At 38.8% G+C, this 24,725-nt stretch carries 25 protein-coding genes and 1 tRNA gene; 13 read left to right on the forward strand and 13 right to left on the reverse strand.

Going from position 1 to position 24,725, the window contains the following annotated elements:
* Positions 1-40: 40 nt before the first annotated feature.
* On the reverse strand, positions 41-271 hold the full coding sequence (locus I593_RS05985) for a hypothetical protein (RefSeq protein ID WP_016166676.1): 231 nt from the start codon (positions 269-271) through the stop codon (positions 41-43).
* 223 nt (positions 272-494) lie between these two features.
* Between I593_RS05985 and I593_RS05990 the strand changes: the two genes are divergently transcribed.
* From I593_RS05990 to I593_RS06030, 9 genes are all read left to right on the forward strand, one after another.
* On the forward strand, positions 495-1,211 hold the full coding sequence (locus I593_RS05990) for a hypothetical protein (protein ID WP_016166677.1): 717 nt from the start codon (positions 495-497) through the stop codon (positions 1,209-1,211).
* A gap of 356 nt (positions 1,212-1,567) precedes the next feature.
* Positions 1,568-1,780, forward strand: coding sequence for a hypothetical protein (locus I593_RS05995; RefSeq protein WP_016166678.1), 213 nt, complete (start codon positions 1,568-1,570; stop codon positions 1,778-1,780).
* A 26-nt stretch (positions 1,781-1,806) separates the two neighbouring features.
* Positions 1,807-2,277: a hypothetical protein gene (locus tag I593_RS06000; RefSeq protein WP_154653734.1), complete on the forward strand. Its 471-nt coding sequence runs from the start codon at positions 1,807-1,809 to the stop codon at positions 2,275-2,277.
* A gap of 13 nt (positions 2,278-2,290) precedes the next feature.
* The gene (locus I593_RS06005) at positions 2,291-2,473 is read left to right on the forward strand and encodes a hypothetical protein (RefSeq protein ID WP_016166680.1); all 183 of its coding nucleotides are present in this window, start codon (positions 2,291-2,293) and stop codon (positions 2,471-2,473) included.
* Entirely contained in the window at positions 2,457-2,669 is a 213-nt protein-coding gene (locus I593_RS06010; protein ID WP_016166681.1) for a hypothetical protein, read from the forward strand. Before I593_RS06005 ends, I593_RS06010 begins: the two co-directional genes overlap by 17 nt.
* On the forward strand, positions 2,647-3,081 hold the full coding sequence (locus I593_RS06015; protein WP_016166682.1) for a hypothetical protein: 435 nt from the start codon (positions 2,647-2,649) through the stop codon (positions 3,079-3,081). Before I593_RS06010 ends, I593_RS06015 begins: the two co-directional genes overlap by 23 nt.
* A 2-nt stretch (positions 3,082-3,083) precedes the next feature.
* Positions 3,084-3,455 carry a hypothetical protein gene (locus I593_RS06020; protein WP_016166683.1) on the forward strand — a complete coding sequence of 124 codons (372 nt, stop codon included), beginning with the start codon at positions 3,084-3,086 and terminating at the stop codon, positions 3,453-3,455.
* A 12-nt stretch (positions 3,456-3,467) separates the two neighbouring features.
* On the forward strand, positions 3,468-3,716 hold the full coding sequence (locus tag I593_RS06025) for a hypothetical protein (protein ID WP_016166684.1): 249 nt from the start codon (positions 3,468-3,470) through the stop codon (positions 3,714-3,716).
* A complete protein-coding gene (locus I593_RS06030) occupies positions 3,709-3,990 on the forward strand; it encodes a hypothetical protein (RefSeq protein WP_016166685.1) in 282 nt (93 codons plus the stop codon). The genes I593_RS06025 and I593_RS06030 overlap by 8 nt, the downstream gene beginning before the upstream one ends.
* Positions 3,991-4,002: 12 nt before the next feature.
* On the opposite strand, the gene I593_RS06035 is transcribed toward I593_RS06030, so the two are convergent.
* The 8 genes from I593_RS06035 to efp form a co-directional block, all read right to left on the reverse strand.
* Positions 4,003-5,043, reverse strand: coding sequence for a tyrosine-type recombinase/integrase (locus I593_RS06035; RefSeq protein WP_026441052.1), 1,041 nt, complete (start codon positions 5,041-5,043; stop codon positions 4,003-4,005).
* A gap of 144 nt (positions 5,044-5,187) precedes the next feature.
* Positions 5,188-5,264 (reverse strand) — tRNA-Val (locus I593_RS06040).
* A 28-nt stretch (positions 5,265-5,292) separates the two neighbouring features.
* Complete coding sequence (locus I593_RS06045) at positions 5,293-7,323, reverse strand: transglutaminase TgpA family protein (RefSeq protein WP_016166687.1); 2,031 nt, start codon at positions 7,321-7,323, stop codon at positions 5,293-5,295.
* A gap of 3 nt (positions 7,324-7,326) precedes the next feature.
* Positions 7,327-8,232 (reverse strand): DUF58 domain-containing protein, encoded by a 906-nt coding sequence (locus I593_RS06050; RefSeq protein WP_026441054.1) that lies wholly within the window; start codon positions 8,230-8,232, stop codon positions 7,327-7,329.
* Positions 8,233-8,252: 20 nt separating this feature from the next.
* Positions 8,253-9,212 (reverse strand): AAA family ATPase, encoded by a 960-nt coding sequence (locus tag I593_RS06055; RefSeq protein ID WP_026441055.1) that lies wholly within the window; start codon positions 9,210-9,212, stop codon positions 8,253-8,255.
* Between the two features lie 86 nt (positions 9,213-9,298).
* The gene (locus I593_RS06060) at positions 9,299-9,601 is read right to left on the reverse strand and encodes a YbdD/YjiX family protein (protein WP_016166690.1); all 303 of its coding nucleotides are present in this window, start codon (positions 9,599-9,601) and stop codon (positions 9,299-9,301) included.
* Positions 9,602-9,646: 45 nt separating this feature from the next.
* Complete coding sequence (locus I593_RS06065; RefSeq protein WP_016166691.1) at positions 9,647-11,746, reverse strand: carbon starvation CstA family protein; 2,100 nt, start codon at positions 11,744-11,746, stop codon at positions 9,647-9,649.
* A gap of 170 nt (positions 11,747-11,916) precedes the next feature.
* Positions 11,917-12,486 (reverse strand): elongation factor P, encoded by a 570-nt coding sequence (efp, locus tag I593_RS06070; protein ID WP_016166692.1) that lies wholly within the window; start codon positions 12,484-12,486, stop codon positions 11,917-11,919.
* 90 nt (positions 12,487-12,576) lie between these two features.
* Between efp and epmB the strand changes: the two genes are divergently transcribed.
* The 3 genes from epmB to I593_RS06085 are packed head-to-tail and all read left to right on the forward strand — an operon-like array spanning position 12,577 to position 17,446.
* Positions 12,577-13,593 carry an EF-P beta-lysylation protein EpmB gene (gene epmB / locus I593_RS06075; RefSeq protein ID WP_016166693.1) on the forward strand — a complete coding sequence of 339 codons (1,017 nt, stop codon included), beginning with the start codon at positions 12,577-12,579 and terminating at the stop codon, positions 13,591-13,593.
* A gap of 14 nt (positions 13,594-13,607) precedes the next feature.
* The gene (locus tag I593_RS06080) at positions 13,608-15,353 is read left to right on the forward strand and encodes a hypothetical protein (RefSeq protein ID WP_026441062.1); all 1,746 of its coding nucleotides are present in this window, start codon (positions 13,608-13,610) and stop codon (positions 15,351-15,353) included.
* The gene (locus I593_RS06085) at positions 15,335-17,446 is read left to right on the forward strand and encodes an EAL domain-containing protein (protein WP_016166695.1); all 2,112 of its coding nucleotides are present in this window, start codon (positions 15,335-15,337) and stop codon (positions 17,444-17,446) included. The genes I593_RS06080 and I593_RS06085 overlap by 19 nt, the downstream gene beginning before the upstream one ends.
* Before the next feature lie 88 nt (positions 17,447-17,534).
* On the opposite strand, the gene rpmE is transcribed toward I593_RS06085, so the two are convergent.
* From rpmE to I593_RS06105, 4 genes are all read right to left on the reverse strand, one after another.
* Positions 17,535-17,762, reverse strand: a complete 228-nt coding sequence (rpmE, locus tag I593_RS06090; RefSeq protein WP_016166696.1) for a 50S ribosomal protein L31 — start codon at positions 17,760-17,762, stop codon at positions 17,535-17,537.
* A 201-nt stretch (positions 17,763-17,963) separates the two neighbouring features.
* Positions 17,964-18,941 (reverse strand): bile acid:sodium symporter family protein, encoded by a 978-nt coding sequence (locus I593_RS06095; protein ID WP_016166697.1) that lies wholly within the window; start codon positions 18,939-18,941, stop codon positions 17,964-17,966.
* Positions 18,942-19,101: 160 nt separating this feature from the next.
* Complete coding sequence (gene gloA / locus I593_RS06100) at positions 19,102-19,503, reverse strand: lactoylglutathione lyase (protein ID WP_016166698.1); 402 nt, start codon at positions 19,501-19,503, stop codon at positions 19,102-19,104.
* Position 19,504: 1 nt separating this feature from the next.
* Positions 19,505-21,664, reverse strand: a complete 2,160-nt coding sequence (locus I593_RS06105) for an AmpG family muropeptide MFS transporter (protein WP_016166699.1) — start codon at positions 21,662-21,664, stop codon at positions 19,505-19,507.
* Positions 21,665-21,846: 182 nt separating this feature from the next.
* Here I593_RS06105 and I593_RS06110 point away from each other — a divergent pair, with 182 nt between their 5' ends.
* Positions 21,847-24,489 carry a Lon protease family protein gene (locus I593_RS06110; protein WP_016166700.1) on the forward strand — a complete coding sequence of 881 codons (2,643 nt, stop codon included), beginning with the start codon at positions 21,847-21,849 and terminating at the stop codon, positions 24,487-24,489.
* Positions 24,490-24,725: the final 236 nt, after the last annotated feature.

Below are 24,725 nucleotides of genomic sequence, written 5' to 3' on the forward strand. Positions count from 1 at the left end.
AAACCTTTTCGATAATCGTATTTCTTGGGAGAGAAAAAACCTAAGCTACCTTCAAGTCATATAACCAAGAGATAAATTGATGTTTAGAAAAATCACCCTTAGAAGCCAAAACCAATGCATCGATCATTTCAGGACGTGGAATCTTTTTTTTGTAGATCAAATGCACCTTGATGTAATTTGGAGTAGTACCCGAATCAAGTGCGAAAGTATGCAAACGCTCTTCAGACATTTCACGAATGTAACTAGCAAAATTAAAATCAACTTTAATCACAATAAATCACCTTTAAGGTTATTTCTTTAAACGCATTATTAATTTTTTGAAATTGCTAAGTCAATACTTTTCAGTTGATTTATAAAATTAATGGTTGATTTTTTTTATTTAATTTATGAATGATAATCACCGCATAGAAATAAATACAGTCACTCTAGTGCTTTGTGGCATATGGCGGTGACAGAGGAAACCAACCTCAATATTTGGTTTAAGGTGTGCTTACATGCAAACAGTTTACGAGATCAGGAAAAGTAATTTACTCGAGATATTAGAGCAATTTGGAAGCCGTAAAGCGTTCTGTGAACGCCTTGGCATCGAATATAATCTTTTAAATCAATATCTAGGCAAGAAATCTCAAAAAAACATTGGCGATAAATTTGCAGCAAGAGTTACCGATGCCCTCCATGTACCTACTGGATGGCTAGATCATCCTCACGATAAACTTGCTATTAAAAACATCATCCAGTCTCAAGTGGCGACAGATAGTGTCGTACACTTATCAAATACAACCGATAATGTAGAAAATCACCCTAGCATTGATCAAAGTAATACGCTTAGAATGGTTTCACTTACCAACATTCTAAAAATGTCCAAAGGTGAAAACTTGGAATTAAGCGCCAATACTGAAGAAATAAAAAACATTCATGTTCCAACTGGAATGATCAATCCTATTGCCTACTTAATCAAAGGTACTGGCTTCGCTAAACCGTATCGAAATGGCTATGCTGTTGTATGTGAATACACTGGTCAACCGGTTGCCGGTGAAGAGGTTCTAATCTTCTGTAAAAATGGATCTATCTATGCTGGTGAATATTTATTCGAGCAAGATGGATTAGTAAAAATTGATTCAGTTGAAGGCGCTCTTGAAACACTTCAAAAGGATTCTATCGAGCGAATGTCTCCAGTGAAAATGTTCATTTCACCAAGTCAAATAATATAAATGGATATAAATTTCTAGGTGGCATATGCCACCTTTTTTTTATAAAAATTAACTATTGCCATAAATGTACTTATAAAAATTAACTTTTCATTTATTTTTCTTTATAAAAAAGTAAGTAAGCACTTACTTTTTTTGTCTCCAAGACCACCAAAACTCAACTGTAAATATATTTAATCAACTAAAAGTTGTTGACAAAGTTGATTTGATAAATTAATAATTCACCAAACAAATAACCTGTTAGGTGATTTAACTATGAAAAAATCAACTTTTGATACCATCATCATTAATCGCATCAATGCCGATGACTTCGCTCAACCTCAAAAAAAGCCGTTTCTTCAACGTCTCTGGAGAAAGCTATGTGCAAAGACAGCCTAATGCAGATTAACGCTGCAATCGAAATTTTAGGCAATGCGAAAGTTGGTCCTGAGTTAGTAGCAGCACAAAGCCAAGCTCTCGCATTTATTCAATCAGCTTTCGATGTAGAAGAAATCAACCAAGTCGAAAAGCAAACTTTAGAAAAAAAAGTACGTCGAATTTATAGAAATCAACTTATTGAGGAATCGACATGAAACTCAACTCCCAATTACAAAAGAAAATGGCTAAGAAAAAAGTGTGCTTTTTAGCCATCACAAACATGAAAAGCGCTTTCGAATGTAATGATTATTCAAGCTACCATGAATTTGCATCAGATTTATTCTCACCTAAAAATGGGCGCTTAAAAACGTATTTGAATGAACAGCATTCTTCAATTTCAAAAATGCTTAATGAAAAAAGTTTCTATACGACTGTCAATCAAGATATTAACTGCAAATTTGGTAGCTTTTATTCTCATATTGACCAAATTAGCCGTGATTTCAATTACGTGATTAAAATCGGATTTCTGCATGAAACCCACCATGATCTTAATCGATCAATAGGTATTGGGAATCCATTTAAGTTTCATTTAAATGAACCACGTTGGATTTTTGCTAACGATTTAAACAAAGCTGCACGCGATGCCATCAAGCTTGCAAATGAATACCGCATTGATCTTGAAGCAATTCAAGACTGCGATCTACCGTTTTAGGAGAGTTCTACAAATGATTACTCTCTTTCAAGCCATTGTAATCTCTTTTGCGTTTTTACTTTGTACAGCTCTCATAGCAGGCATGGTCTGGGCATTAATGCAAGCCATTGAAACATATGGCCGACTTACAGAAGAAGCAAAACAGCTTCAATTGCGTTATGAAATTTTGGAGCGTGAAAATGCTCAAATTCGTTGATAACCAAAACCTTGAACACGTTTTTAACTTAGAAAATTTTGTACACCTGCATGTGCGTACATCAGACGAAAAAAACGTGACGCTCGCTATACACATGCTTGGACCACACTTAATTCCAGTGACAGTAAGTAAAGCCACTGCAAAACAAATATTAATAGAATTGGGGAATCAAAATGCGCTCGAATATCGACCATAATGCAATCATCAATCAGGGCAAATCTATTGCCCTTGCCATCCAAGTTGACAACTGGCTGAAGGCTAAGGGCAAATCTGAGCCTACTCAAATTCCTTTTGGCCATTCAGGTTTAAGTCATAAGCCGAAAAGTACTGAATATAAAACTGGCCAACAGTCTATGCGTGAATCAATGGCTCATGCAGTAAGTGCTAAACGACCAGTTTTGCCAAGTTTAGATAAGCCACTAACAGCTGAACAGCAACGCCACAAATTCAACTTTGAAGCGAAAAATAAAGCTATAGCTGCCGATGAAAACACGTTTCAAGGCAAATGTGATTTGCATGGATTGACTGATTTTAAAGTTTATAAATCTGGCAAGTGTCACTGCATCAAATGCCGTGAACGTACTAAACAATTGGGAAAGGAAGCTTAAAAATGACAGCACATTTACCAGGACAATCAGTGTCTATCCATGATGATGAATGGGGAACTTTTTGCTATACCCATCACGATAGAAAAGCTACTCATCGTATTTGTTCAGAAGCAGATAGCTTTGGTGCCGAATATCACAATATGTGTGACGAATGCTGGGATGAGCATCAAGCAGCTATTCAAGCTAAAAAAGAAGATCCTGAACAATGGGAATCTTGTCCTAAATGCAAGCAGCGAGTGCCTTACCTTAGTTCATATCGTGATCCAGATGAAGGGATGTGTGGACCAGTTTATGAAGCATGTTCCGACTGCGTATCAAAGTTTTATAAAAGCTATGAAGAAGAATGCGACATGTTTGATGATGATTATTATTGAAGGTGCAGACAAATGACCTACATTGAAATGCTCCAAGATCCAAAAATTAAGCAACGCTTAGAAAACAAATTAATCGCCCATGTGAACAGTGAATATATGAAAGCGGGTTTAAGTCCACCACTGCCAATTATTCGCAATAACATGACGTACTATGAAGATGCAAAAGTCACTAAATTAGCCAATCGTGTAAGAGTCGGCATTGTGATATTTGCCCAGATGCTTGATGAAATAAAGCAAGAAAATGGAGGAGAAAATGCCTGAATTCGTTGTAACCATTGATGCAGATTCTGCTCCACAAATTGTACTTGGGCAAAAACTATTTGGTGGTACTGTAACTGCGCTCAAACTTGAAAAACGCAAACTGGTCTCTGTTGCTGAATTGGTTGCTAAATACGGTTTCTCTGATGAAACCATACGCACCAAACTGGCAGCAATTAACCAGGGCAGTAATGGCAAACATATGTATGATCCTGATGCTGCAGATGAACTCCTTCGAAAACAACAACGACGACGTGGACCAAAACGCATCAACTGAACAATGCCCGCTTTATGCGGGCTTATTTCTTTCTATGGACTTGAATGCATCAACTAAATCTTTGGCATCAGGGTTGTAGTAAGTATTCACCAGTACCTCAATTTTTTTATGGCCAGTAATTTTCGCCAGGACTTCTACTGGTAGTTTACGAATGCGCACCATACGCGTAATCGCTTCATGCCGTGTATCGTGGAAATGCAAGCCACTTAGACCTACCTCATCTTTTCGTCTTTCCCACATCAAACGAAATGCATTTTCAGACTGGGGAATCAAACGACGACCATCATGCTGAATCAATTCCAACAATGCTAAAGCTTCATCTGATAGAGGGACGTTCCTCGGATCTCCATTCTTCGTCTTAGGCAAGTGCACATATTCATCATAAATATCTTTCTTCTCGATACTCAGAATTTCACCCCTACGCATGGCTGTCTCCAGTGCAAACAGAAATGCCCAAGCAACATAATGTTGAGGCAGCACAGGCACCGTTCCCATTTCATAATTGAGTGCTTTTAGCATAAGCTCTATTTCAGATGGATGAATGCGACGATCACGCGCTTTCGGCTTTTTAGGTTTGGTCATCTGCATCCAAGGATTTTCATCCAGGAGAAATAATTCCTTGTGCGCATAAGTGAACATGGCACTGTAGTGCGATATTTCTTTCAGTACCGTATTTTCACCAACTTGAGTAAGCCTGTTATTACGCCAAAGTGTTAAATCCTTTGGTGTGATGTCATAGATCGATCGTTGTGCCAGGGCACCGAACTTCATTTCAAAGTTTTTATACTGCCCTTTGATCCATGCAAGAGATGATTTAGATTTATTCCAACGACCAACGTCTTCGAAGTATTTATCGTTGAGATCTCTAAATGTGTATTTTGGCTTGAGTTCACCCGTTTCAATTTGGGTTTGGGTTTTTAATTCAAGTAATTTGAGTGCAGCCCACTGTTCACATTCAGCTGCAGTATCGCGGGTGCAGTAATATCGCTTATTCTCATACGAGATCGTAATTGTATACGTCTCACCTCTTTTTCTTGGTTTTGGCAGTTTCATCTTGTCGCAGACTTGTCGCAGATTTGTCGTAAATATTGCCATTTTCTGCCAGTTTTGCCAACTTTCCCAAGTTATAACTGCGACAATTCCCCATAAAAAAAGACTTATAAGCATCTGATTTGCTTATAAGTCTTTGATTTTATTTGGTAGGCATATCCAGACTCGAACTGGAGACCTCTACGATGTCAACGTAGCGCTCTAACCAACTGAGCTATACGCCTATATGTCACGCATAATATTCAGTTTTTTTCACTTAGACAAGATCTTTCTTTTATTTTTCAACACAAACGTGCAAGTTTTAAGCATTTCAGCAAATTGTTCCATCTCTTGCTGACTATGCTGCGGCGCATACATAATCTTTCGGTGTAAATGCGCGATATTTTCAAAGATCTGGATATCATCCGCTTCTTTTATTTGATCACTAAGACGTTGCATCCAAACAGTGATTGTTTCAGAATCCTGCTTACGTAAATCATGCTGTAATTTTTTAGAAAACTGCCAAAGTAATCGGTCAATTTTAGAGGTGCTTTTCCATTTTCGATAAAAGATATAGAGAAAATACCCTGCTAAAAGAGATAAAACACTCAAAACCAATACCATAACCATGGCATAAGTTGAACGAATACCCAACTTAGTTAACCAACTTTGCTGTGATTCGGCATTATAGCCAATTACCTTACTTTGCCATTGATAGCTTGCATAATCACTCCAAATACGCATTTTTTTTAGTAAAGCATACTGCTGATAATTTACATTAGATCTTTCTGCTCCCCAAACATTTTGTTCAGTGTCCATATAGTTTTGCATTCCAGTATCTATGCGCTGTGGTGCAATAATCGCTGTTGGATCAACCCTCATCCATTTACCGTGCAACTTCACCTCTGTCCACGCATGAGCATCGTGTTGTCTAAGTTCCCAACTTTTACCATCGGGTGCTAAATCTCCCCCTTGGTAACCCACAACAATACGTGCTGGTAACCCCACATATCGCATCAATAAAGCAAAACTTGATGCATAATGTTCACAGAAACCTTGCTTCGATTGAAATAAAAATTCATCAATACGGTTCTGTCCCAGTAATCCTGGCTGTAGGGTGTATGCAAAATGTTGGTGCTTATACCAGCCAATAACATGATGGATATATCGTTCTGGATCACGACCCGCTTGTTCAAATAATTGCTGTGCTAATTTTTGTGCACGAAGATCCAAATGCGCTGGGTATTTCGTGGTACTTTTTCTAGTAGTTGGATTCTCTGTAACAAAATCAGCAAGAGTGCTTTTTCCTAACCACTGTAAATCTATCGGTTCATTCAACTGTACAGCGCGATTTGGAACGATACTGCCATCATTTTTTAAGAAATATTGAGGATTATTCGGGATAGATTGATCCAGCCCCATGACCCAACTACTCTGCGGATCAGCTGCTAAATATCGATATGTAAACTTCGCGTGCTGAACCAGTCGTGTCTGATTTTCAGAGTTATAGTTTTGCTGATTAAATGGGCTACTGGTCCACGTTTGACCATCATAGTGATCAAGCACCATCGCTCGCCAATACAGCTCTGAACGTGGTGGTAACTTCGACATATCACCCAAAATGCGGAATGCTAAAGCACTGGATTGAGATAATTCTGCAATATCTCCTGGTGACATGCGATCGCTCATGCCTGTAACGGCTTTATTTTCAGGAATTGGGATATGCCATAATGGCGGTAAGCGTGGAAAAAATAAGAACAGCAACACAAAAAAAGGCAGTGCAAGCCCTATGAACTTTGCAACATGTTTTAAATCCTGCTTAAATCCACCTGTTATGCTCTCTTGATGCTGAAAACCTGCGGTTTGAAGCCGATATAACCCCATAAAACAACTAACTAAACAGGCAAGTACAATACTTGCCATCCAGATCGACTGGCTAAATAAAAATGAACTCGCAGCCACAAATAAAGCAAAATTGAAAATAATAATGACATCACGCGTATTTTTAATTTCTAAGGCTTTTGCAAAAAGAAACGTGGTTAATATAGCAACTCCAGCCTCAACGCCAATAAAGGTGCCATAGCTAAAATAAATACTCGCAAGTGCTGCGAGCACCCCAAAAGCTGTCCACAGTTTTGAAAAAGCGTGTAATTCGGTTTGCCTAAAATGAATATATAGCGTTGTAATCGCAGTTAGTAGAAGTACCGACAGCGTCATTGGCAAATATGCAGCTTGCGCGATCAAAATTAAACTTAAGCTTAATAAAATGGTTAATTTGACCGAAGAGTTGAGTGTCTTTTTCATTATTTAAGCCTGTGCCAACAGCCGTTTCGCTTGTAGCATTTGTTGCTCCCCAACCCCTTTGACCAGTTCAGCATGTGGTAGAAGCAAGCGATAAGCGTATTGCTGCTGCTCACATTGCTCGACTAATCCCATCATCAAACTCAACTTTTCTTCATGATCTGTACTCGGCATATGTAGATAATCAATATCTATGCTATGTAAATCATCATGTTGCTCAAAAACTTTCACATAAAGCCCTTGTCCCCGTGCCACCTGCTTCCAAGAAACGGCTTGGATAGAATCACCTTGTCGAAAATCACGTAACTCTCGAAATTCGTCCAAATCTAATTCCTGCGCTTGTCGCGAATACTGCTGTTGCGTGACTGAATATTGAGCATGTGGTGCAATCCAAGATTGCCCTTTTAAATACATATAAGTCCATGCCCGAACAAGTCCGAAAGGATAGACTGAAAAAAGCTTGATTGTAGGATATTCAAATGCTCCACGTTTATTGGTTTTGAGTTCAATTACATAGCGATATCTAAGATCTGCAAACATGATCCGATGTATCTGCGTATCAACACTCATCCATAAATAACGTGCTTGAGGTTGAGACTGTTTAAAATAGAGCTCTAAGCTTAAAGGCTGCCCCACTTGCCCCAGTTCCGTATAGGCAACTTCAATCTGCAAACCATGCAACTGCTTAAAAGTAAGGTAAAAACTAATACATAAAATGGCACTAATCAGAAAACAAAAACCAAGAATTAAATTATTGGCATAATTCACACCCGCAATAAAGGTAATTAAAATCAATACCAGATATAAGTAACCTTGCTGATACATAAAAACCAACACATCTTTTTGCGTCAATATTTTCTGTTGCTCAAAACTAAATCTTTTTTTTGTCCATTTCGCCCACAATGACTGAATCAACGTAAATTTCCTTGCCATTAACTGATCGGAATCTGTCGCATAAGCTGTGCAGTTTCAATTTCACTGAGACCTATTCGATGTGCCGTAACCGCAACAAAAACAGCTTGGACATCATCCGCAGTGACGAAACTACGCTGTTCAATTAAAGCATGTGCTTGTGCTGCTTTTTTTAATGCCAATAGCCCGCGTGTTGATAAACCGTGACACCCTTTACGGCTTTCTTGCGCCAAATCTAGAAGATAATCCATGACAACATCGCCCACATAAACCTGCTGTACCAAATGTTGTAATTGCAATATCTCATCTTGCTGAAAGACTTGTGCCAAAGTTGAAATTAAAACTTGTCTTGAATCTTGCTGTAATAATAATTTTTCTGCTGAGCGCGAAGGATAGCCCAGAGACAACCGCATTAAGAAGCGATCTAGCTGAGATTCAGGTAAGGCATAGGTTCCACTCTGGAATAACGGGTTTTGCGTCGCAATCACCCAAAACGGTTGCGGTAAGGTATAACGAATCCCATCGACAGTAACCGCACCCTCTTCCATCGCCTCTAATAAAGCACTTTGCGTTTTCGGGCTACAACGATTAATTTCATCAGCCAAAAGAATTTGAGTAAAAATTGGACCTTGTTTAAACTCAAACATATGCTCTTTTTGATTAAACATATTGACGCCAATCACATCACTCGCCAACATATCATTGGTAAACTGAATGCGTTGAAATTGCAGTCCTGCAATATGCGCCAAAGCACTAGAAAGCGTAGTTTTGCCTAAACCAGGTAAATCTTCAAAAAGTACATGTCCACCTGCCAACAAACAGCTTAGCGCCAACTTGGTTTGTTGTTCTTTATCTAAAATAATCTGGTTAATTTGAGTCAAAAAAGTCTGAACTTTACTGGCATAGGCTTGAATTTTGGCATCTATTTTTCGTGTGTCTTCTGCTAAGTGTTGCTCTTCTTTCTGTTTTGCCCAAATCACAAATGTTCCCCAATAAAAACGGTGCATGATTAACATACACCGTTTTCAACTTTTTCCAAAGGAATCAGTGACTTTCTAAATGTCCATCAACACGGACATTTCTTTAAATTACCACCAGCCGTCGGATAACGTGAATCTATACAATGACGATAAAAGGTTTTTGCATCCATTGGCGTTAAATCAGGATGGTGCTTTTTCATATGCTCCACATAGTTTTCATAATCTGGAACACCAACCATCAACCGAAAGCTTTGCTGTAAACCCTGCCACAATGTTGCAATTCTTGACCAATTTTTTGGCGAAAAAATTAAGCCTTTTTGCGACATGATGGTTATCTTGATGATTTTATAAATCACCGTTTTACCACCTTTGGCAAATTTAAGATTCATCTTACTCACCTCACCTTATGTACTTGCAAAGTCATATCGCAAAAATTAATGTGGCTTAGAAATTGTGACTTCTTCAGTATCTGCATACACAGCTGGCGCTTCATTAACCGTTGGAACTGGGCTTGCCAATGCACGACGAATTACACCAATCGCAGCAAAGATCATCACCACTGCCACAATCATAAAGAATGCACAAAGCGCAGCATTGATTTGATTCGACAATACAATCGTTTGCATTTCTTCAAATGTTTTCGCTGGTTTTAAAATTTCACCCTTCGCAATAGCAGCTGAGAATCTATCTGCTTGCGCCAAGAAACCAATTTTTGGATTTTCATGGAAGATTTTTTGCCAACCTGCCGTCATACAGGTAATGATTAAGAAAACCGTTGGGATAATGGTGACCCAAACATATTTCTCTTTCTTCATTTTAAACAGAATGACTGTACCCAATATCAACGCCATAGCCGCCAACATCTGATTACCAATACCAAATAACGGCCATAAACTATTAATACCACCGAGCGGATCAACAACGCCTTGATAAACGAAGAAACCCCATCCTGCGACAGCAACTGCTGTACCGACCATGTTTCCAAAGAAATTGTGTGTGTTTTTAAGTGAAGGAACGACAATACCTACGGTATCTTGCACCATAAAACGACATGCACGTGTGCCCGCATCTACCGCAGTTAAAATAAACAGGGCTTCAAATAGAATCGCAAAGTGATACCAGAAAGCCATCATCGAACGGTTATTAAAGATTTCCGTAATGATGTGTGCCATACCAATCGCAAAAGTCGGTGCACCGCCCGTACGCGAAAGAATCGTCGTTTCGCCCACTTCTTTGGCAAGCAAACTTAAGGTTTCAGGTGTTACCACAAAGCCTAAATTGCGTACAGCCTCCGCTGCGGATTCTACAGTCGTCCCAAGAACAGCAGCAGGTGCATTAATTGCAAAATACACCCCAGGTTCTAGTACAGTCGCACAAATCATTGCCATAATGGCAACAAATGATTCCATCAACATGCCACCATAACCGATCACACGAATATTCACTTCGTTATCAATCAATTTAGGCGTAGTTCCAGATGAAACTAAAGCATGGAAACCTGAGATTGCACCACAAGCAATGGTAATGAAAAGGAATGGGAACATAGAACCTGCAAATACAGGGCCAGTTCCATCAATAAAATGCGTCACAGAAGGCATTTTCAACATCGGCATTGCAACCATAATTCCGACTGCAAGTCCTGCAATGACCCCGATTTTTAAGAATGTAGATAAATAATCACGCGGTGCTAATAATAACCACACAGGTAAAACAGACGCGACAAAACCATAAATAATCAAACACCACGTTAACTGTACGCCTGTTAAAGTAAAAAATGGCCCCCAGTATGGATCTGCAGCAACATTACCTCCATAGACAATTGCCGCCATCATCAATACAAAACCAATGATGGAAACCTCTGCGATCTTACCTGGACGTAAGTAACGCATGTAAATACCCATGAACAACGCAATCGGTATTGTTGCCGCAATAGTGAATACACCCCAAGGACTATGTGCAAGTGCTTTGACCACCACCAAAGCCAATACAGCCAAAATAATGATCATTACGCCAAGCGCACCAAGCATGACCACAATACCTGCAAATGATCCTAACTCCTGCTTGGCCATTTCACCCAGTGATCGTCCATCACGACGGGTTGAAATAAACAAGACCAAGAAGTCTTGAACAGCTCCAGCAAGAACAACACCCACCAACAACCAAATGGTACCAGGCAAGTACCCCATTTGTGCGGCCAAAATAGGTCCAACTAATGGCCCCGCGCCTGCAATTGCAGCGAAATGGTGACCAAAAAGAACATATTTATTGGTTGGCACATAATCCAGACCATCATTTAAACGTTGAGCTGGGGTTAAGCGTCGTGGGTTAAGTTCAAAAACTTTGGTTGCAATAAATAAACTATAAAAACGATAAGCAATGCTATATACACAGATGGCAGCTAAAACCAGCCAAACTGCATTCACATGCTCGCCGCGACTAACCGCTAATATTCCAAAAGATACCGCGCCTATAATTGCGACTAAACTCCAGATCAATTTGGAAGGGAGTGTAGATTTTCGTTGAATCGTATCCATTCATGACCTCATCTAAGATTCATTAAGCAGTTTGATTTTCTTGTTCGCGTTATATCTGCCGAATTCCTTGTCGACTTTACTCCTTCAACTTTAGTCTGCCACTACGACTTTGGCATAAAAAAAGGGATGATTTTTCATCATCCCTTCGATAATAGTCTATTTTTAAACTATTATGCACGTTCTAAATAGTCACCAGTACGAGTGTCCACACGAACGCTTTCTTCTTGCTGTACGAATAATGGAACACGTACTACAGCACCTGTTTCCAATTTCGCTGGTTTACCACCACCGCCAGAAGTATCACCACGAACACCTGGATCAGTTTCAACGATTTTTAACACTACGAAATTCGGTGCACTTACATTTAATGGCACGCCATTGAATAACATAATCGTGCAAAGTTCATTTGAATCGTCTTTTAACCATTTTGCAGCGTCGCCCATTGCTGTTTTATCAGCCGCGATTTGCTCAAAAGTTACAGGATCCATAAAGTTCCATAGTTCACCATCGTTGTACAAGTAGTTCATTTCTACTTCTACAATGTCTGCACCTTCAAGAGAATCACCAGACTTAAATGTTTTTTCTAAAACTTTACCTGTTTTAAGGTTACGTAATTTAACACGGTTAAATGCTTGACCCTTACCAGGTTTTACGTATTCGTTTTCCATGATTGAACATGGGTTACCATCAAGCATAACCTTAAGGCCTTGCTTGAAATCATTTGTAGAATAATTGGCCATGACTGGCACACTCCAAACTTGCTAACTTAAAATCTGTTAATGCTAGAATAGTCTATTAATGCTAGACTAGCACTATTTTTAACACGTGGCATGATAAACTATTTGTATCAAGAGCAAAACTGGCAAACTCAACTGAGTGACTTAATTACAGACCCTTTAGAGTTGCTTGAGACGCTCCAGTTATCACCAGACCAATTATTATCAGGGGCAATCTTAGCTTCTGAACAGTTCAAATTGCGTGTTCCACGTGCGTTCGTCGGAAAAATGAACATCGGTGACGGCTTAGACCCACTTTTATTGCAAGTCCTTCCTCACCATTTAGAATTAAATGAGCATCCTGAATTTGTGACTGATCCATTAGGTGAGGAACAAGCCAATCAGCAACCTGGTGTATTACATAAATATAAATCGCGTTTTTTACTCACTTTAACAGGCGCATGTGCAGTCCATTGCCGTTATTGTTTTCGCCGACATTTTCCTTATCAGGAAAACTTACCTAAAAATGATGATTGGATCAATATTCGTGCTTATATCGAAAGTCAACCTGATGTAAACGAAGTCATTTTAAGTGGTGGTGACCCACTTACGCTCTCGAATCGTAAATTAAAATTATGGCTGGAACGTCTAGAATCTGTCCCACAAATTAAATTTTTGAGAATTCATTCACGAGTTCCTATTGTAATCCCCAACCGTGTCGATGAAGAGCTCGTTTCTTTATTAAAAAACAGTAGGCTACGCATAATTCTGGTGGTACACTCAAACCATGCAGCAGAATTAGATGATTTTACCTGCGCCAAACTTAAAACATTGGTTCAGAATCAAATCACCGTTTTAAATCAGTCGGTGTTATTAAATGGGGTTAATAATTCTGCACAAGTTTTAGTCGATCTAAGTTATCGACTATTTGAAGCTGGCGTGATGCCTTACTATCTGCATGTTCTTGACAAAGTCAAAGGTGCACAGCATTTTGATTTGGCTTCAAATGAAATTGATGAAATTTACAAAGAGGTTTTAGCAAGCTTACCAGGCTATTTGGTACCTAAACTTGTCAGGGAAATTGCGGGCGAAAAAAACAAAACACCGCTTTTTGGAGTTTCAACTTTCTGAGTTAAATAACAATTATGAATATGAGCACCGCAGAAATGTTTCAAACGCCAACTGAATTAAAGTTGGATAAATTGAGTTTTTGCCAAAGCACGGTGACGGACATTCAGGATTGGGTGTCCAATTTATCTATTTTACAATTAGGTGACTCTTCTCGTGCACTATTTAATGCCCTACTTGAAATTTCTGAACTTCAATGTAGTGAAACTCTGCGTTTTGATTTAATTCATGCTATTCATCCGACCATTGAAAACGTATTAACCAGCTTAGAAAAACATTTTTTTAATCAAGGTCTAATTACAACGGATCGAAATGACCATATTATTGAATTGGCCATGTTATTACGCAGTTGTTTTGCAAAAACATATATTGATATTGCGAAACGCTGTGACCAACAACTGAATCAGCAAAAATTCTCCCTTTTTGCTTTTAGTCAAAAGAAAAACTTGCAAACTGCACGTATTCTCGCAAGTTATTATGGCTTACAACAGCTTGCTCAACTCTTGTATCAACAACAAATTCTGTATACCAATCCACTGTCTGGTCAATGGTTAGTAACTCATCAGTTAATGGAAAGTGCGATTCAACATAATTTTAATCAAACCAACATTAACCAATTGCAAGGTACGCAACACCAACTACAAACGATTGGTCAAATCTATGCGCAAATTATTCTTTTAGACATCCTAAATCCGCATCAGATTCGACCATCCGAAATTCAAGGGCTGTTCTTATGTAGTTATGATTGGGCAAAGTTAATTCAGGTTTTACCTAAAGAAACGACTTTATCACGCTATATTGTAGATACTTCTTTAGACCATCCACCTGTATTTAACGCGCATCAAAATAGTAGTTTTAATCCATCAATTTATATTTCTACTCAGAATCTATTAGATCACCTTACTGAAGCTCAAGGGAAGCATGGTGAATATCTATCTCGAAATGAGAAAATTTTCCTCACCCCTGCTTTACACTTCCATATTCATAGTTTACTCACAAGTAATGCTGAACGCCGCCATGAGCGTTATGAATATTCTGCTCAATTGCATATCTGCTTCGGCTTAAATGTTGCCCATTTCTATTTATCGAAGGGCAAAAACTTTAATGAAACACTAAATTTAGATGCACATTACGGTCTGCAATCTGAAAGTAATATTTTTAGCTCTATGAATGATCATAATCTATTAAGTACGAGCAATATTAAAACTTTAGATCGTGAAGCAAAACAAATTTATCCAGCTGAAGTTCTTGATATTAGTGTCAATGGTTACCGCATTAAGTGGTCTGGGAATACCCCAAAAAACTTAAAAACAGGTGAATTTATTCTGGTACAAGAAAATGCTCAAAGTGAATGGCGTGGTGGCGTTGTCCGTTGGATTAAACAATCGACTGAGAAAAGTCTTGAACTGGGACTTGAAATGCTTGCACAAGATATTTTCCCATGTGCAGTTTACGTAAAGACTGATCGTAATACAGGCAACTACTATCCAGCCTTATTAGTTCAAACTGCCGAGTTGAATGAAGTGTCAACCACCCTCATTTTACCCGGTTCACACTTATTCAGAGAAAAACAAACGATTCATTTACGCCTAGAACAAGATGAACTGAAAGTTTATTTACTAAAAGCACATTTAATTACACAAAGCTTTATGCGGTTCGATTTTGAATTACTAAATGATCAACAAGAACATTTGGTTGAAAATTTTATTCGGAAACAAACCAACGAAATTAAGAATCATGATTTATGGGAAGCATTGAAGTGAGAAATCCACTATTGTCCAAAAAGTTAAAACGTACGGAAACTCGTTTACTCATAATCGATGACAACCAAATTCGTTTTAACAAAATCTGTGATTTATTAACGACAAGTGAACATCAAGTACACGCTTTTTTATTAGATGACTTACAAACTTTCGAAAAGCAACTCCATTTAAATTGGGATATTGTTATTTTCGGTCGTGCCTACGATTTAAAATATGAACAGGCCTTAAGTCTTATTCGTCTGTCTAAGCAACCTGAATTACCGCTTATTTTACTCAAACCTGATGATTATGAGCCGAACCAATACGTAACCTATATTCGAAAAGGCGTCTATGATGTCGCCAATTTAGATTTTCCAGATCGATTTTACCTGTCTTTATTACGTGCGCTCTCTTTTAGTCGCCTAAATCAAGGCCAACAACATCTCATGCAAGAGCTTGAAAATGTACAGACACAAGCACAGGCATGGGTAAGCGAAAGCAATAAAGCTGTTGCGATTATTCAAGAAGGAATTCATATCGGAGCCAATGAGGAATATCTTCATCTCTTTGGTTTAAAAAGTGAAGATGAAATTATTGGTCTGCCTTTACTGGATGTATTACAACCGCAAGATCTGAATGATTTTAAACTACGCTTTAAAAAAATATCGCAAGGGCAATTAGATCAAGGTCGTTTTGAGCTGACGACACTCAATAGTCATGTCCAAACAAATCCTTTAAAAATTGAGTTTTTAGCAGCCGTTGAAGATGATGCCCTACAAATCACGATTGAGTTAAATCAAACTGAACACACTACATCGGCTCAGCCTACGGTTGCCCAAGTTGAAGCCCCTGCCGCACAACCCAATACCTATCAACTGATTAACAGAACCATTGCTAAGCAACCTGCTGATTTCAATGCGCTTGTACTTTTTTCACTTGCATCTTGTCCCGAATCTATATTTCAACAAGACTGGGCAACCTCAAATGCCTATTTTTCGAATATTCATAGCTTCTTAAAAGAACAAACCAATGTTCCATTGTTTAAGGTCAACCATGCGTTATATGCAGGTCTATTCCAAGGTTCTAGTGAAAGTGTGTTGGAATCTAAACTAATTGGATTAAGTGCTTTATCTAAACCACAACTATTAGGTGTAAATCAACAAACCTTCCCATTAAATTTAAGAATGGGTTACACATTGATTCAACACAATATAAAGGATGAGCAACAGTTCCAACAGCTAATAGAACGAGCGTACAATACAGCTCTACCATCTGGGCAAGAACAAAATAATATTGAACTCAACCCGATAGCCCCACCTCATATTGAATTAATTGATTCTCATTTGAATCTGCAAGAACACTCTAGCTTATTAAAAGCACTGCAAAAGAGTTTAGAGCGGGGGGAAATTCATCTTAAATATCAACAACTGTATGATAAACAAGATAGCAACCTATACACCTACGAAGTTACCAGCGGCTTCATTTATAATAATGCTTGGCAAGATATTACATCAATTCGTGAACTTGCAGATGACCCAGAATTCTCGATTAAACTGGATCGTTGGATTTTAGTTGAGGCATGTAAACAGTTACATAACTTTATTACCCAATATCCTGATGCTAAAATTATTGTTAATTTAAACAAAGAAGTTCTCTTCTCTGACCGTACATTCCCTGCATTTATTGCTAAATTAATTACGATTGTGGGTAGCAAACAAAGTCACCCACTCATTTTACAATTCTCTGAAGAAGATATTGCCAAGAATCTAAATGATGCACAAAAATATACAGCTCAATTAATTCAAAGCGGTGCGGAAATATCATTGCGTGAATTTGGTAACTCGATTTATAGCGAATCTATTTTGAATCAGATGAGTATTAACCATGTGACGTTGCATCATCAGTTAGCGCAGATGCTTGACTCAGACAAATCTACTGAAGAATTGCAAGAACGGATTAATCATTTCCATGAAATTAAAGCAACACAAATGTTATTACGTGAATTGAATAATATGACGATGTTCGCCAATGCATGGAATGTGGAAGCACGCTATCTGCAAGGTGACTATTTCCAGAAAAAACTGGATCATTTAATTGATGTACAAGACCAATAGGTATAGGTCTTGTACTTTCATTTTATTTTTTAATATTTCTATAGACATAAAAAAACGAGCCAATGGCTCGTTTTTTTCAACTGGGGTATTAGTCGCGTTTGATAGAACGAGACATACCAGCAAAACGTTGCTTGAATTTGTCGATACGACCACCAGTGTCAACGTTCTTTTGCTTACCAGTGTAGAATGGGTGGCATGCAGAACATACGTCTAAGTAAAGAGCTTCTTTACCAACAGCTGAACGAGTTTCAATTACGTTACCGCAAGAACAAGTAGCTACTAATTTTTCATATTTTGGGTGAATATCGGCGCGCATGGTCGATTACTCCTAAGTGTAAGAAAGGCTTATGCTGTCATCGCAATTGACCACTCTTGCATATTGCAAGGAAAGCTTTAAAGCAGGTCAACACCACAACAGACCATTCTCTTGGCCCACCGAGACGGATACCGTCAGAGCTAAGCACAACAAGTGGACAGTATTATACGCCAAATAAATCCAGATAGCGAACTATTCTCTTCATTCGTCTGGATTTTGTTTCGACCAACGATTTGCAATGATGCCACACACCATCAACTGGATTTGGTGAAAAATCATAATTGGTAAAACAATCATCCCTAAAGGCTGACCAATAAATAAAATTTGCGCCATTGGAACACCACTAGCGAGCGTCTTTTTGGAACTACAGAAAAAAATTGCAATTTGGTCTTTACGGTTAAAACCGAATACCTTTGGAAGATAATAAGCCAACAACATGATTACTGTTAAAAAAACCGAACATGCCAACACCAAAAGCAACAAGGTTTGCCAACTCACTTCATTCCACAATCCCGCAACGACTGCGCTACTAAAGGCACCATAAACCACCATCAAGATCGAACCTTGGTCAAAGCTTTTAACCAAGCGTGGTACTTTTATCATATGTGGGTAAACGAGTGGGCGGAACAATTGTCCCAAAACAAAAGGCAGTAACAGCAATAAGGTAATTTGAATGATGGAGGATGTTGGATCAAATTCATGTTCCGATTTGCCCAAAATAAACACACTCACCAAGACAGGGGTAATAAACATTCCAATGATATTAGAAAATGAAGCACTACATACCGCGCTGGCGACATTGCCTTTGGCAACTGAAGTGAATGCAATTGATGATTGTACGGTAGATGGTAGGAAACACATGAACAAGAAACCCCAATAAAGCTCTTGCCCTAACATTGGTAACAGGACAGGTTTTGCAAGTAAGCCTAAAATTGGAAATACTGCAAAAGTGAAAGCAAATACCAATACATGAAACTTCCAGTGCATAATCCCTTGAACGATTGCTTCACGGGAAAGTTTCGCACCATGTAAGAAGAATAATATTGCAATTGCAATCGTAGTAATGACATTAAAGAAATGGGCAGCCGAACCAGAGACAGGAAGGAAAGATGCCAGTACAACCATGGCAACTAAGAGTAAAGTGAATCGATCCAAGGCAAGAAGCTTGAGCATGTTCATTGCTTAACGTCCTGTTATATATATTTTAAAAAAGTAAAGATGAAATAAAACCCAGTAGACAAATTTTACCCGTAGGTCAACTTCATCTTACTGGGCTATTTAAATATTGCTAGCTTTTCAACTGCTATATTCGATATTTAGTTAATCAATAACACGATACTTAGTTATTACGTGCATTTGAATCTTGCTGAATCAACTCAATTTTATAACCATCTGGATCTTCAACAAAAGCGATCACGGTTACACCGCCTTTCATTGGTCCTGCTTCACGTACAACTTTACCGCCACGTGCTTTAATCTCTTCACATGCTTTATAGGCATCATCAACCCCAATTGCAATGTGACCATAAGCATTACCTAAATCGTAGTGATCGGTATCCCAATTATGTGTCAATTCAAGCACTGTGTTATTGGCTTCATCGCCATAACCAACAAATGCCAGTGTGAAACGACCTTCTTCATAATCGCGTTTACGGAGCAAAGTCATACCCAGCACTTCGGTATAGAACTTTAATGACTGTTCTAAATTGCCTACACGTAGCATAGTATGGAGCATTCGCATATTATTCATCCTTCAGTTGAAGTTGTTTGTTTTGATGATCACGGAGTAACTTCGCGACCCAAACTACCAGAATTAAAATTGGAATTCCAATTAAAGTGGTCATCAAGAAAAATTTCGGATATCCAATGTGAGTCACTATGGTACCCGAATACCCTCCTAAAATTTTAGGTGTAAGGGTCATCAGTGAGCTAAAAATAGCGTATTGAACGGCAGTAAAAGAAACACTCGTCAGACTAGAAAGAAAAGCGATAAATGCAGCCCCCGCCAATCCAGAAGCCAAATTATCGACAATAATCGCAAAATAAAGCCATAACGTACTATATGATTTAATCACCTTACCTGTAATTTGCACATTTTGCTTCGCATCTACTGAAGTGAGTATCGGGTCTATCGTCAATTCTAAAGCAGATTGTTGCTTAGACAGTTGATAAGTATGGTTAATCTTGACGACTTCAGACGCATTTAGCGTATTTAATTGAGCTATCACCTGCTTATTTTTGGCATTTTCTAATAACTTGCCATCAATCGCACCACTAAAAATGCCTTGTGCATCTAGTTTTGCAGGATATTCTTGACCATCTAACCATAAGCTGATGGGTTGCTCTGGTTTTAGTTGTGCAACATCAACACCTTGAATCTGGCCTTTCACCACAACAGATTGCTGAACCTCTTTCGGGCTTAAAGCATTATCCGCAGTTAACGGAAATAAGATAATGGCTTTAGTCGCTGGACCCATTAAATAAGGCATCTCTACAGATGATTTTTCATCAGACTTATCAGCAAATGCAACTGAAGCATAAATTTGATTGGACTGACTCAGTACTTGAGCTGGAACATTCAGCTTCCAATAACCCACTTCATCTGCCTGAACTTGATAATGCTGTGCACCAATAGAAACGTCGACTTGCTGCAAAGGTTGACCTGATTTTACCAAGCCAATAAAAATGAGATTGGTTGAACTTGCAAGAATGGCACCAACAAACATCAGTTTCATAATGTTCATCCGCTGCGCCAATAAACCACCTAAGAAACCGCCTAAAAGGCTAAAAATGACACCGTAAATTTTCACGGCTTCAGCAATTTGCTCTTTGGTGAAATTCAAATCTTGATAAAAGACATTGGAAATCACACCAGCAATAATATCGGAAATACGATAAAAACCAATCAATAACAAAAGAACTAGAGCGAGCTTTACCCCATAACGTCTAAAGAAATCTGCAATCGGATTGACCCACGTTTCAAATGCCATTTGCTTATTCACTGCACCCATTTTGACTAACACTGCACCGACAATCAGTGCTATAGCCCCTGAAGCCAGAAAACGTAATGCCTCAAAACAAAATAATAGAAATGAATCTTTGATCGCCAAAGATGCAACCAAAGCTTCGATTAAAGTGCCAGAATAAATATAGGACAAGACAAAACTAATAACAGCAACAAAGAACACCATGACCAAACGATAATAATCTGAACGTTGATATTCTTTATAAACACGATTGACTAAGGGTTCTCGAATAATGAAGGTCGTTAGAATACCCACCAACATCACCGCTGCCATGGCAAGATAAGTTGTTTTCCACGCAGTATAAATATAATTGCCTTTCGCAGTACCTAATGACGCCGCCAGAAACAACGCTCCTGCACCCGCCACAATCATCCCGATGCGATAACCCGCATTATAGGTCGATGCCAAAACCGTCTGCATTTCGGTTTCTGCTAATTCAATACGGTAGGCATCAATGACAATATCTTGCGTTGCCGCAGAGAAACCTAACAAAACTGCACCAACTGCCATTTGATACAAATGGCTTTGTCCTAAAGCAGGATCTGAAAATGCCATAATACAAATGGCACAAATAATGAGGCATTGCGCAATCAGCAACCATGCACGGCGACGCCCCAACCGTTTGGTTAAAAACGGAACGGGGAGTTCATCAATCAAGGGAGCCCAAACAAACTTAAAGGAATAACCCAAAGCTGCCCAACTAAAAAAAGTCACAGCACTTTTTTCAATACCTGCTTCACCAAGCCATAGAGATAAACTAGAAAAGATTAGTAAGATCGGAATACCGGCTGAAAAACCAAGGAACAACATAATTGCTGCTCGCCGATCGAGAAATGCCTGAAATGCCGCTTTCCATCCATTTGCTTGAGTTGTCATTCGGTTATTATTTTCTACAAAAAATCATGTGTGCTATTCAACCGTTTAAGTGCTCTGGTTTCAACAGTATTTATGAAATGATTACGGTATTTTGACGAGAAAAACAGCGGCATTGCTTGAATTTTTCCACTAAACCTGTATACCTTAAACCTCTACCGCAATATTTTGTTTTGGATTTCACAGTGACCCAAAAACTTGAACAGATGAATTCTTCTTTATCCACCAACCCTTCAAATAATAAAGCACGAGATCCGCAAAACCACTTGATTACTGCATTCGAGCAAACCGAAATTCAAAACACATTCAATCAAACACGTTTAAAATCAGAACAACTCACCCATATCCCAAATTTAACCAACATTCCGACTTCAACTAAACGTATTAAACCGCTCAATAATTTTCTTGGACAAGACCGTGCACGTGCTTCTGTAGAAGCAGGCATTGCTTTACCGTATTCTGGCTATAATATTTTTGCTGTAGGTACTGCGGGCTTAGGTAAACGCACCATGGTTAAACGCCTGTTGCAACAACACGCCAAAACCATGCCCACACCAAATGACTGGGTTTATGTCAATAATTTCAAGTCATCTCGCCAACCGATTGCGCTTCAACTCCCTGCGGGACAAGCACCCAAATTTCAGGCCCTACTACACCAAACATGGCAAACCATCTTAAAGCAACTTGAACGTCGCTTTACGACTGAAACCTATCACAATCGTATTGAACTAATTCGCCAACAAACAGGTGACGAACAACAACAAGCCTTGGTTGAATTAACCAAAGAAGGCGAAGAACTCAGTTTGAAATTAGTCACGCGCCATGATGAGCACTGTTTTATTCCTGTGCAATTTAAAGACGATCAACTACAAGAGATGTCGCAAAAGGATCTGGATGCATTAAATAGCAAACAGCGCGCAGAAATTGTCTCAAACATGCGCTATATGGATAAAAAGCTCGAGCGTTTAGGTCTGCACTTAGGTGATCTAGAAGATGACGCACGTGACAAAGTTCAAGAACTGAATCGTGAAATTGCCAATCAAGTGGTCATGCCGCGTATTGATCTATTACTTAATAAGTTTTCTAAAGTTGAGGGTCTAGCCGAATACTTAAAACTTTATGCCGAAGACATTATTAACAATGTTGAGATTGTACTTGAGCAAGAAGAAGATGATTTCACACCCGGGCTGTTTAGCCGAGTACCAGCGCGTTATCAAGCCAATATTATTGTAACCTATAAGCCAAATAGTGGTGCGCCTGTCATTTTTGAAGACTTCCCAACCCACTACAATTTATTGGGGCATGTCGAACAACTCACACAACACGGCACAATTACCACTGATTTCACGCTGATTCGTCCAGGTTCATTGCATAAAGCCAATGGGGGTTTCCTCATGCTTGAAGCAGAACAATTACTCGAACAACCTTATGCATGGCAAGGTTTGAAGCGTGCACTCAAATCTGGAAAATTAAAGCTTTCTTCGCTTGAACACATGTTAACGCTTACGGGCAGTATTTCTATTGAACCAGAAGCAATACCGCTCAATATCAAAGTCGTATTATTGGCAGAGCCAGAAGTCTATTATGAAATTTTGGAACTCGAACCTGAACTCGGTAGTGTTTTTAAAATTCGTGCCGATTTTACCGATACACTGCAACGTAATGACGCCAATGAACAAGCTTATATGCAGTTGATTGCAGATTATGTGCAAGCCGATAAATTATTACCTTTTGATCGCTCAGCCTTGGCTGCTTTGCTCACAGATTCGAGCCGCCAAGCCGAAGACCAAAGCTCCCTCTCGCTCCACGCGTTGACTTTGGGTGACCTAATTCGTGAAGCTCACCATCATGCTGTACAAGCAGGCGATAAAATTGTAGCTGACAAACATATTAATACTGCCTTACAACATCGTCAGTATCGCTTAGGCTATTTGCGTGAACTGTATTGGCAAGATCTCTCCCGTGGTACACAACTAATTGAAACACGTGGTCATCGCTTAGGACAAATCAATGCTTTATCCGTCATCCACTATGCAGATGTTGAATTCGGCTTACCTTCTCGCCTAACAGCCTCCGTTTATCAAGGGGGTGGCGATATTCTTGATATTGAACGTAGTGTTGAACTCGGTGGCTCATTACATGCCAAAGGCGTTCTTTTAATGTCGAGCTTCTTAAAAGCACATTTTGGTCGTGAGCAAATTCTGCATTTCTCTGCCGCCCTCGCCTTTGAACAAAGCTACGGTCAGGTCGATGGCGACAGTGCAACTGTTGCTGAGCTATCAGCGCTCATTTCTGCAATTAGCCAATTACCTATTGATCAGTCATGGGCAATTACTGGCTCTATGAACCAATTAGGTCAAGTACAACCTATTGGTGGCGTCAATGCCAAAATTGAAGGCTTCTTCGATGCCTGTAAACTACAAGGACTTACAGGTAAACAAGGGGTTATTATTCCACGTCAAAACATGCAACATTTAATGTTGCGTCTTGATGTGCGCGAAGCCGTTGAACAAGGTCAATTCCATATTCATGCCATTGAAACGATTGATCAAGCTCTTGAAATTTTAATGGCTCGACCTGTAGGCACACTCGATAAAAAAGGTCGCTATAGCAAAGGATCAATCTACGCTGCGGTCATGGAACAGCTTGAATATTGGCAGGCAATCGAAGATGGTGCTGAAATTGAAGAAGCGCCAAAGAAAAAAAAGAAAAAAGCCAAAAAAGATAAGAAAAAAGCCAAAGTCCCTGAGCAATTGACTGATGAATTACTTAAAGAAAGTAGTGAAACAGTAGAAGTATCTGCAAGTGAGCCAAATCTTCAACACTAACTCAATCTGAACTCTAAACAATGACCAGTCTTTCGAGGCTGGTTATTTATATTCACTTTTGAACAAAGGTATAAAAATCATCCAATATAATGAATAAAAATAGTATAAGTGATTTTATTCAAATATTTTTTTGCTATTGTATGACCTTATAAATCTCTAATAAAACTTGAGAATAAATCAGACATTTCATTTAAAAGAAATGTACTTCAAAATGTTTTTGTATAAAAATGAGGCAA

The sequence above is a fragment of the Acinetobacter tandoii DSM 14970 = CIP 107469 genome (genome assembly GCF_000400735.1).
GTDB classification, from domain to species: domain Bacteria; phylum Pseudomonadota; class Gammaproteobacteria; order Pseudomonadales; family Moraxellaceae; genus Acinetobacter; species Acinetobacter tandoii.

Excerpts from the sequence above, each read along its gene's own strand:
- I593_RS05990 (WP_016166677.1), top strand. The coding sequence starts at position 495 with ATGCAAACAGTTTACGAGATCAGGAAAAGTAATTTACTCGAGATATTA.
- I593_RS05995 (WP_016166678.1), top strand. The coding sequence starts at position 1,568 with ATGTGCAAAGACAGCCTAATGCAGATTAACGCTGCAATCGAAATTTTA.
- I593_RS06000 (WP_154653734.1), top strand. The coding sequence starts at position 1,807 with ATGGCTAAGAAAAAAGTGTGCTTTTTAGCCATCACAAACATGAAAAGC.
- I593_RS06005 (WP_016166680.1), top strand. The coding sequence starts at position 2,291 with ATGATTACTCTCTTTCAAGCCATTGTAATCTCTTTTGCGTTTTTACTT.
- I593_RS06010 (WP_016166681.1), top strand. The coding sequence starts at position 2,457 with ATGCTCAAATTCGTTGATAACCAAAACCTTGAACACGTTTTTAACTTA.
- I593_RS06015 (WP_016166682.1), top strand. The coding sequence starts at position 2,647 with ATGCGCTCGAATATCGACCATAATGCAATCATCAATCAGGGCAAATCT.
- I593_RS06020 (WP_016166683.1), top strand. The coding sequence starts at position 3,084 with ATGACAGCACATTTACCAGGACAATCAGTGTCTATCCATGATGATGAA.
- I593_RS06025 (WP_016166684.1), top strand. The coding sequence starts at position 3,468 with ATGACCTACATTGAAATGCTCCAAGATCCAAAAATTAAGCAACGCTTA.
- I593_RS06030 (WP_016166685.1), top strand. The coding sequence starts at position 3,709 with ATGCCTGAATTCGTTGTAACCATTGATGCAGATTCTGCTCCACAAATT.
- I593_RS06035 (WP_026441052.1), bottom strand. The coding sequence starts at position 5,043 with ATGAAACTGCCAAAACCAAGAAAAAGAGGTGAGACGTATACAATTACG.
- I593_RS06045 (WP_016166687.1), bottom strand. The coding sequence starts at position 7,323 with ATGAAAAAGACACTCAACTCTTCGGTCAAATTAACCATTTTATTAAGC.
- I593_RS06060 (WP_016166690.1), bottom strand. The coding sequence starts at position 9,601 with ATGAATCTTAAATTTGCCAAAGGTGGTAAAACGGTGATTTATAAAATC.
- I593_RS06065 (WP_016166691.1), bottom strand. The coding sequence starts at position 11,746 with ATGGATACGATTCAACGAAAATCTACACTCCCTTCCAAATTGATCTGG.
- efp (WP_016166692.1), bottom strand. The coding sequence starts at position 12,486 with ATGGCCAATTATTCTACAAATGATTTCAAGCAAGGCCTTAAGGTTATG.
- epmB (WP_016166693.1), top strand. The coding sequence starts at position 12,577 with ATGATAAACTATTTGTATCAAGAGCAAAACTGGCAAACTCAACTGAGT.
- I593_RS06080 (WP_026441062.1), top strand. The coding sequence starts at position 13,608 with ATGAATATGAGCACCGCAGAAATGTTTCAAACGCCAACTGAATTAAAG.
- I593_RS06085 (WP_016166695.1), top strand. The coding sequence starts at position 15,335 with ATGGGAAGCATTGAAGTGAGAAATCCACTATTGTCCAAAAAGTTAAAA.
- rpmE (WP_016166696.1), bottom strand. The coding sequence starts at position 17,762 with ATGCGCGCCGATATTCACCCAAAATATGAAAAATTAGTAGCTACTTGT.
- I593_RS06095 (WP_016166697.1), bottom strand. The coding sequence starts at position 18,941 with ATGAACATGCTCAAGCTTCTTGCCTTGGATCGATTCACTTTACTCTTA.
- gloA (WP_016166698.1), bottom strand. The coding sequence starts at position 19,503 with ATGCGAATGCTCCATACTATGCTACGTGTAGGCAATTTAGAACAGTCA.
- I593_RS06105 (WP_016166699.1), bottom strand. The coding sequence starts at position 21,664 with ATGACAACTCAAGCAAATGGATGGAAAGCGGCATTTCAGGCATTTCTC.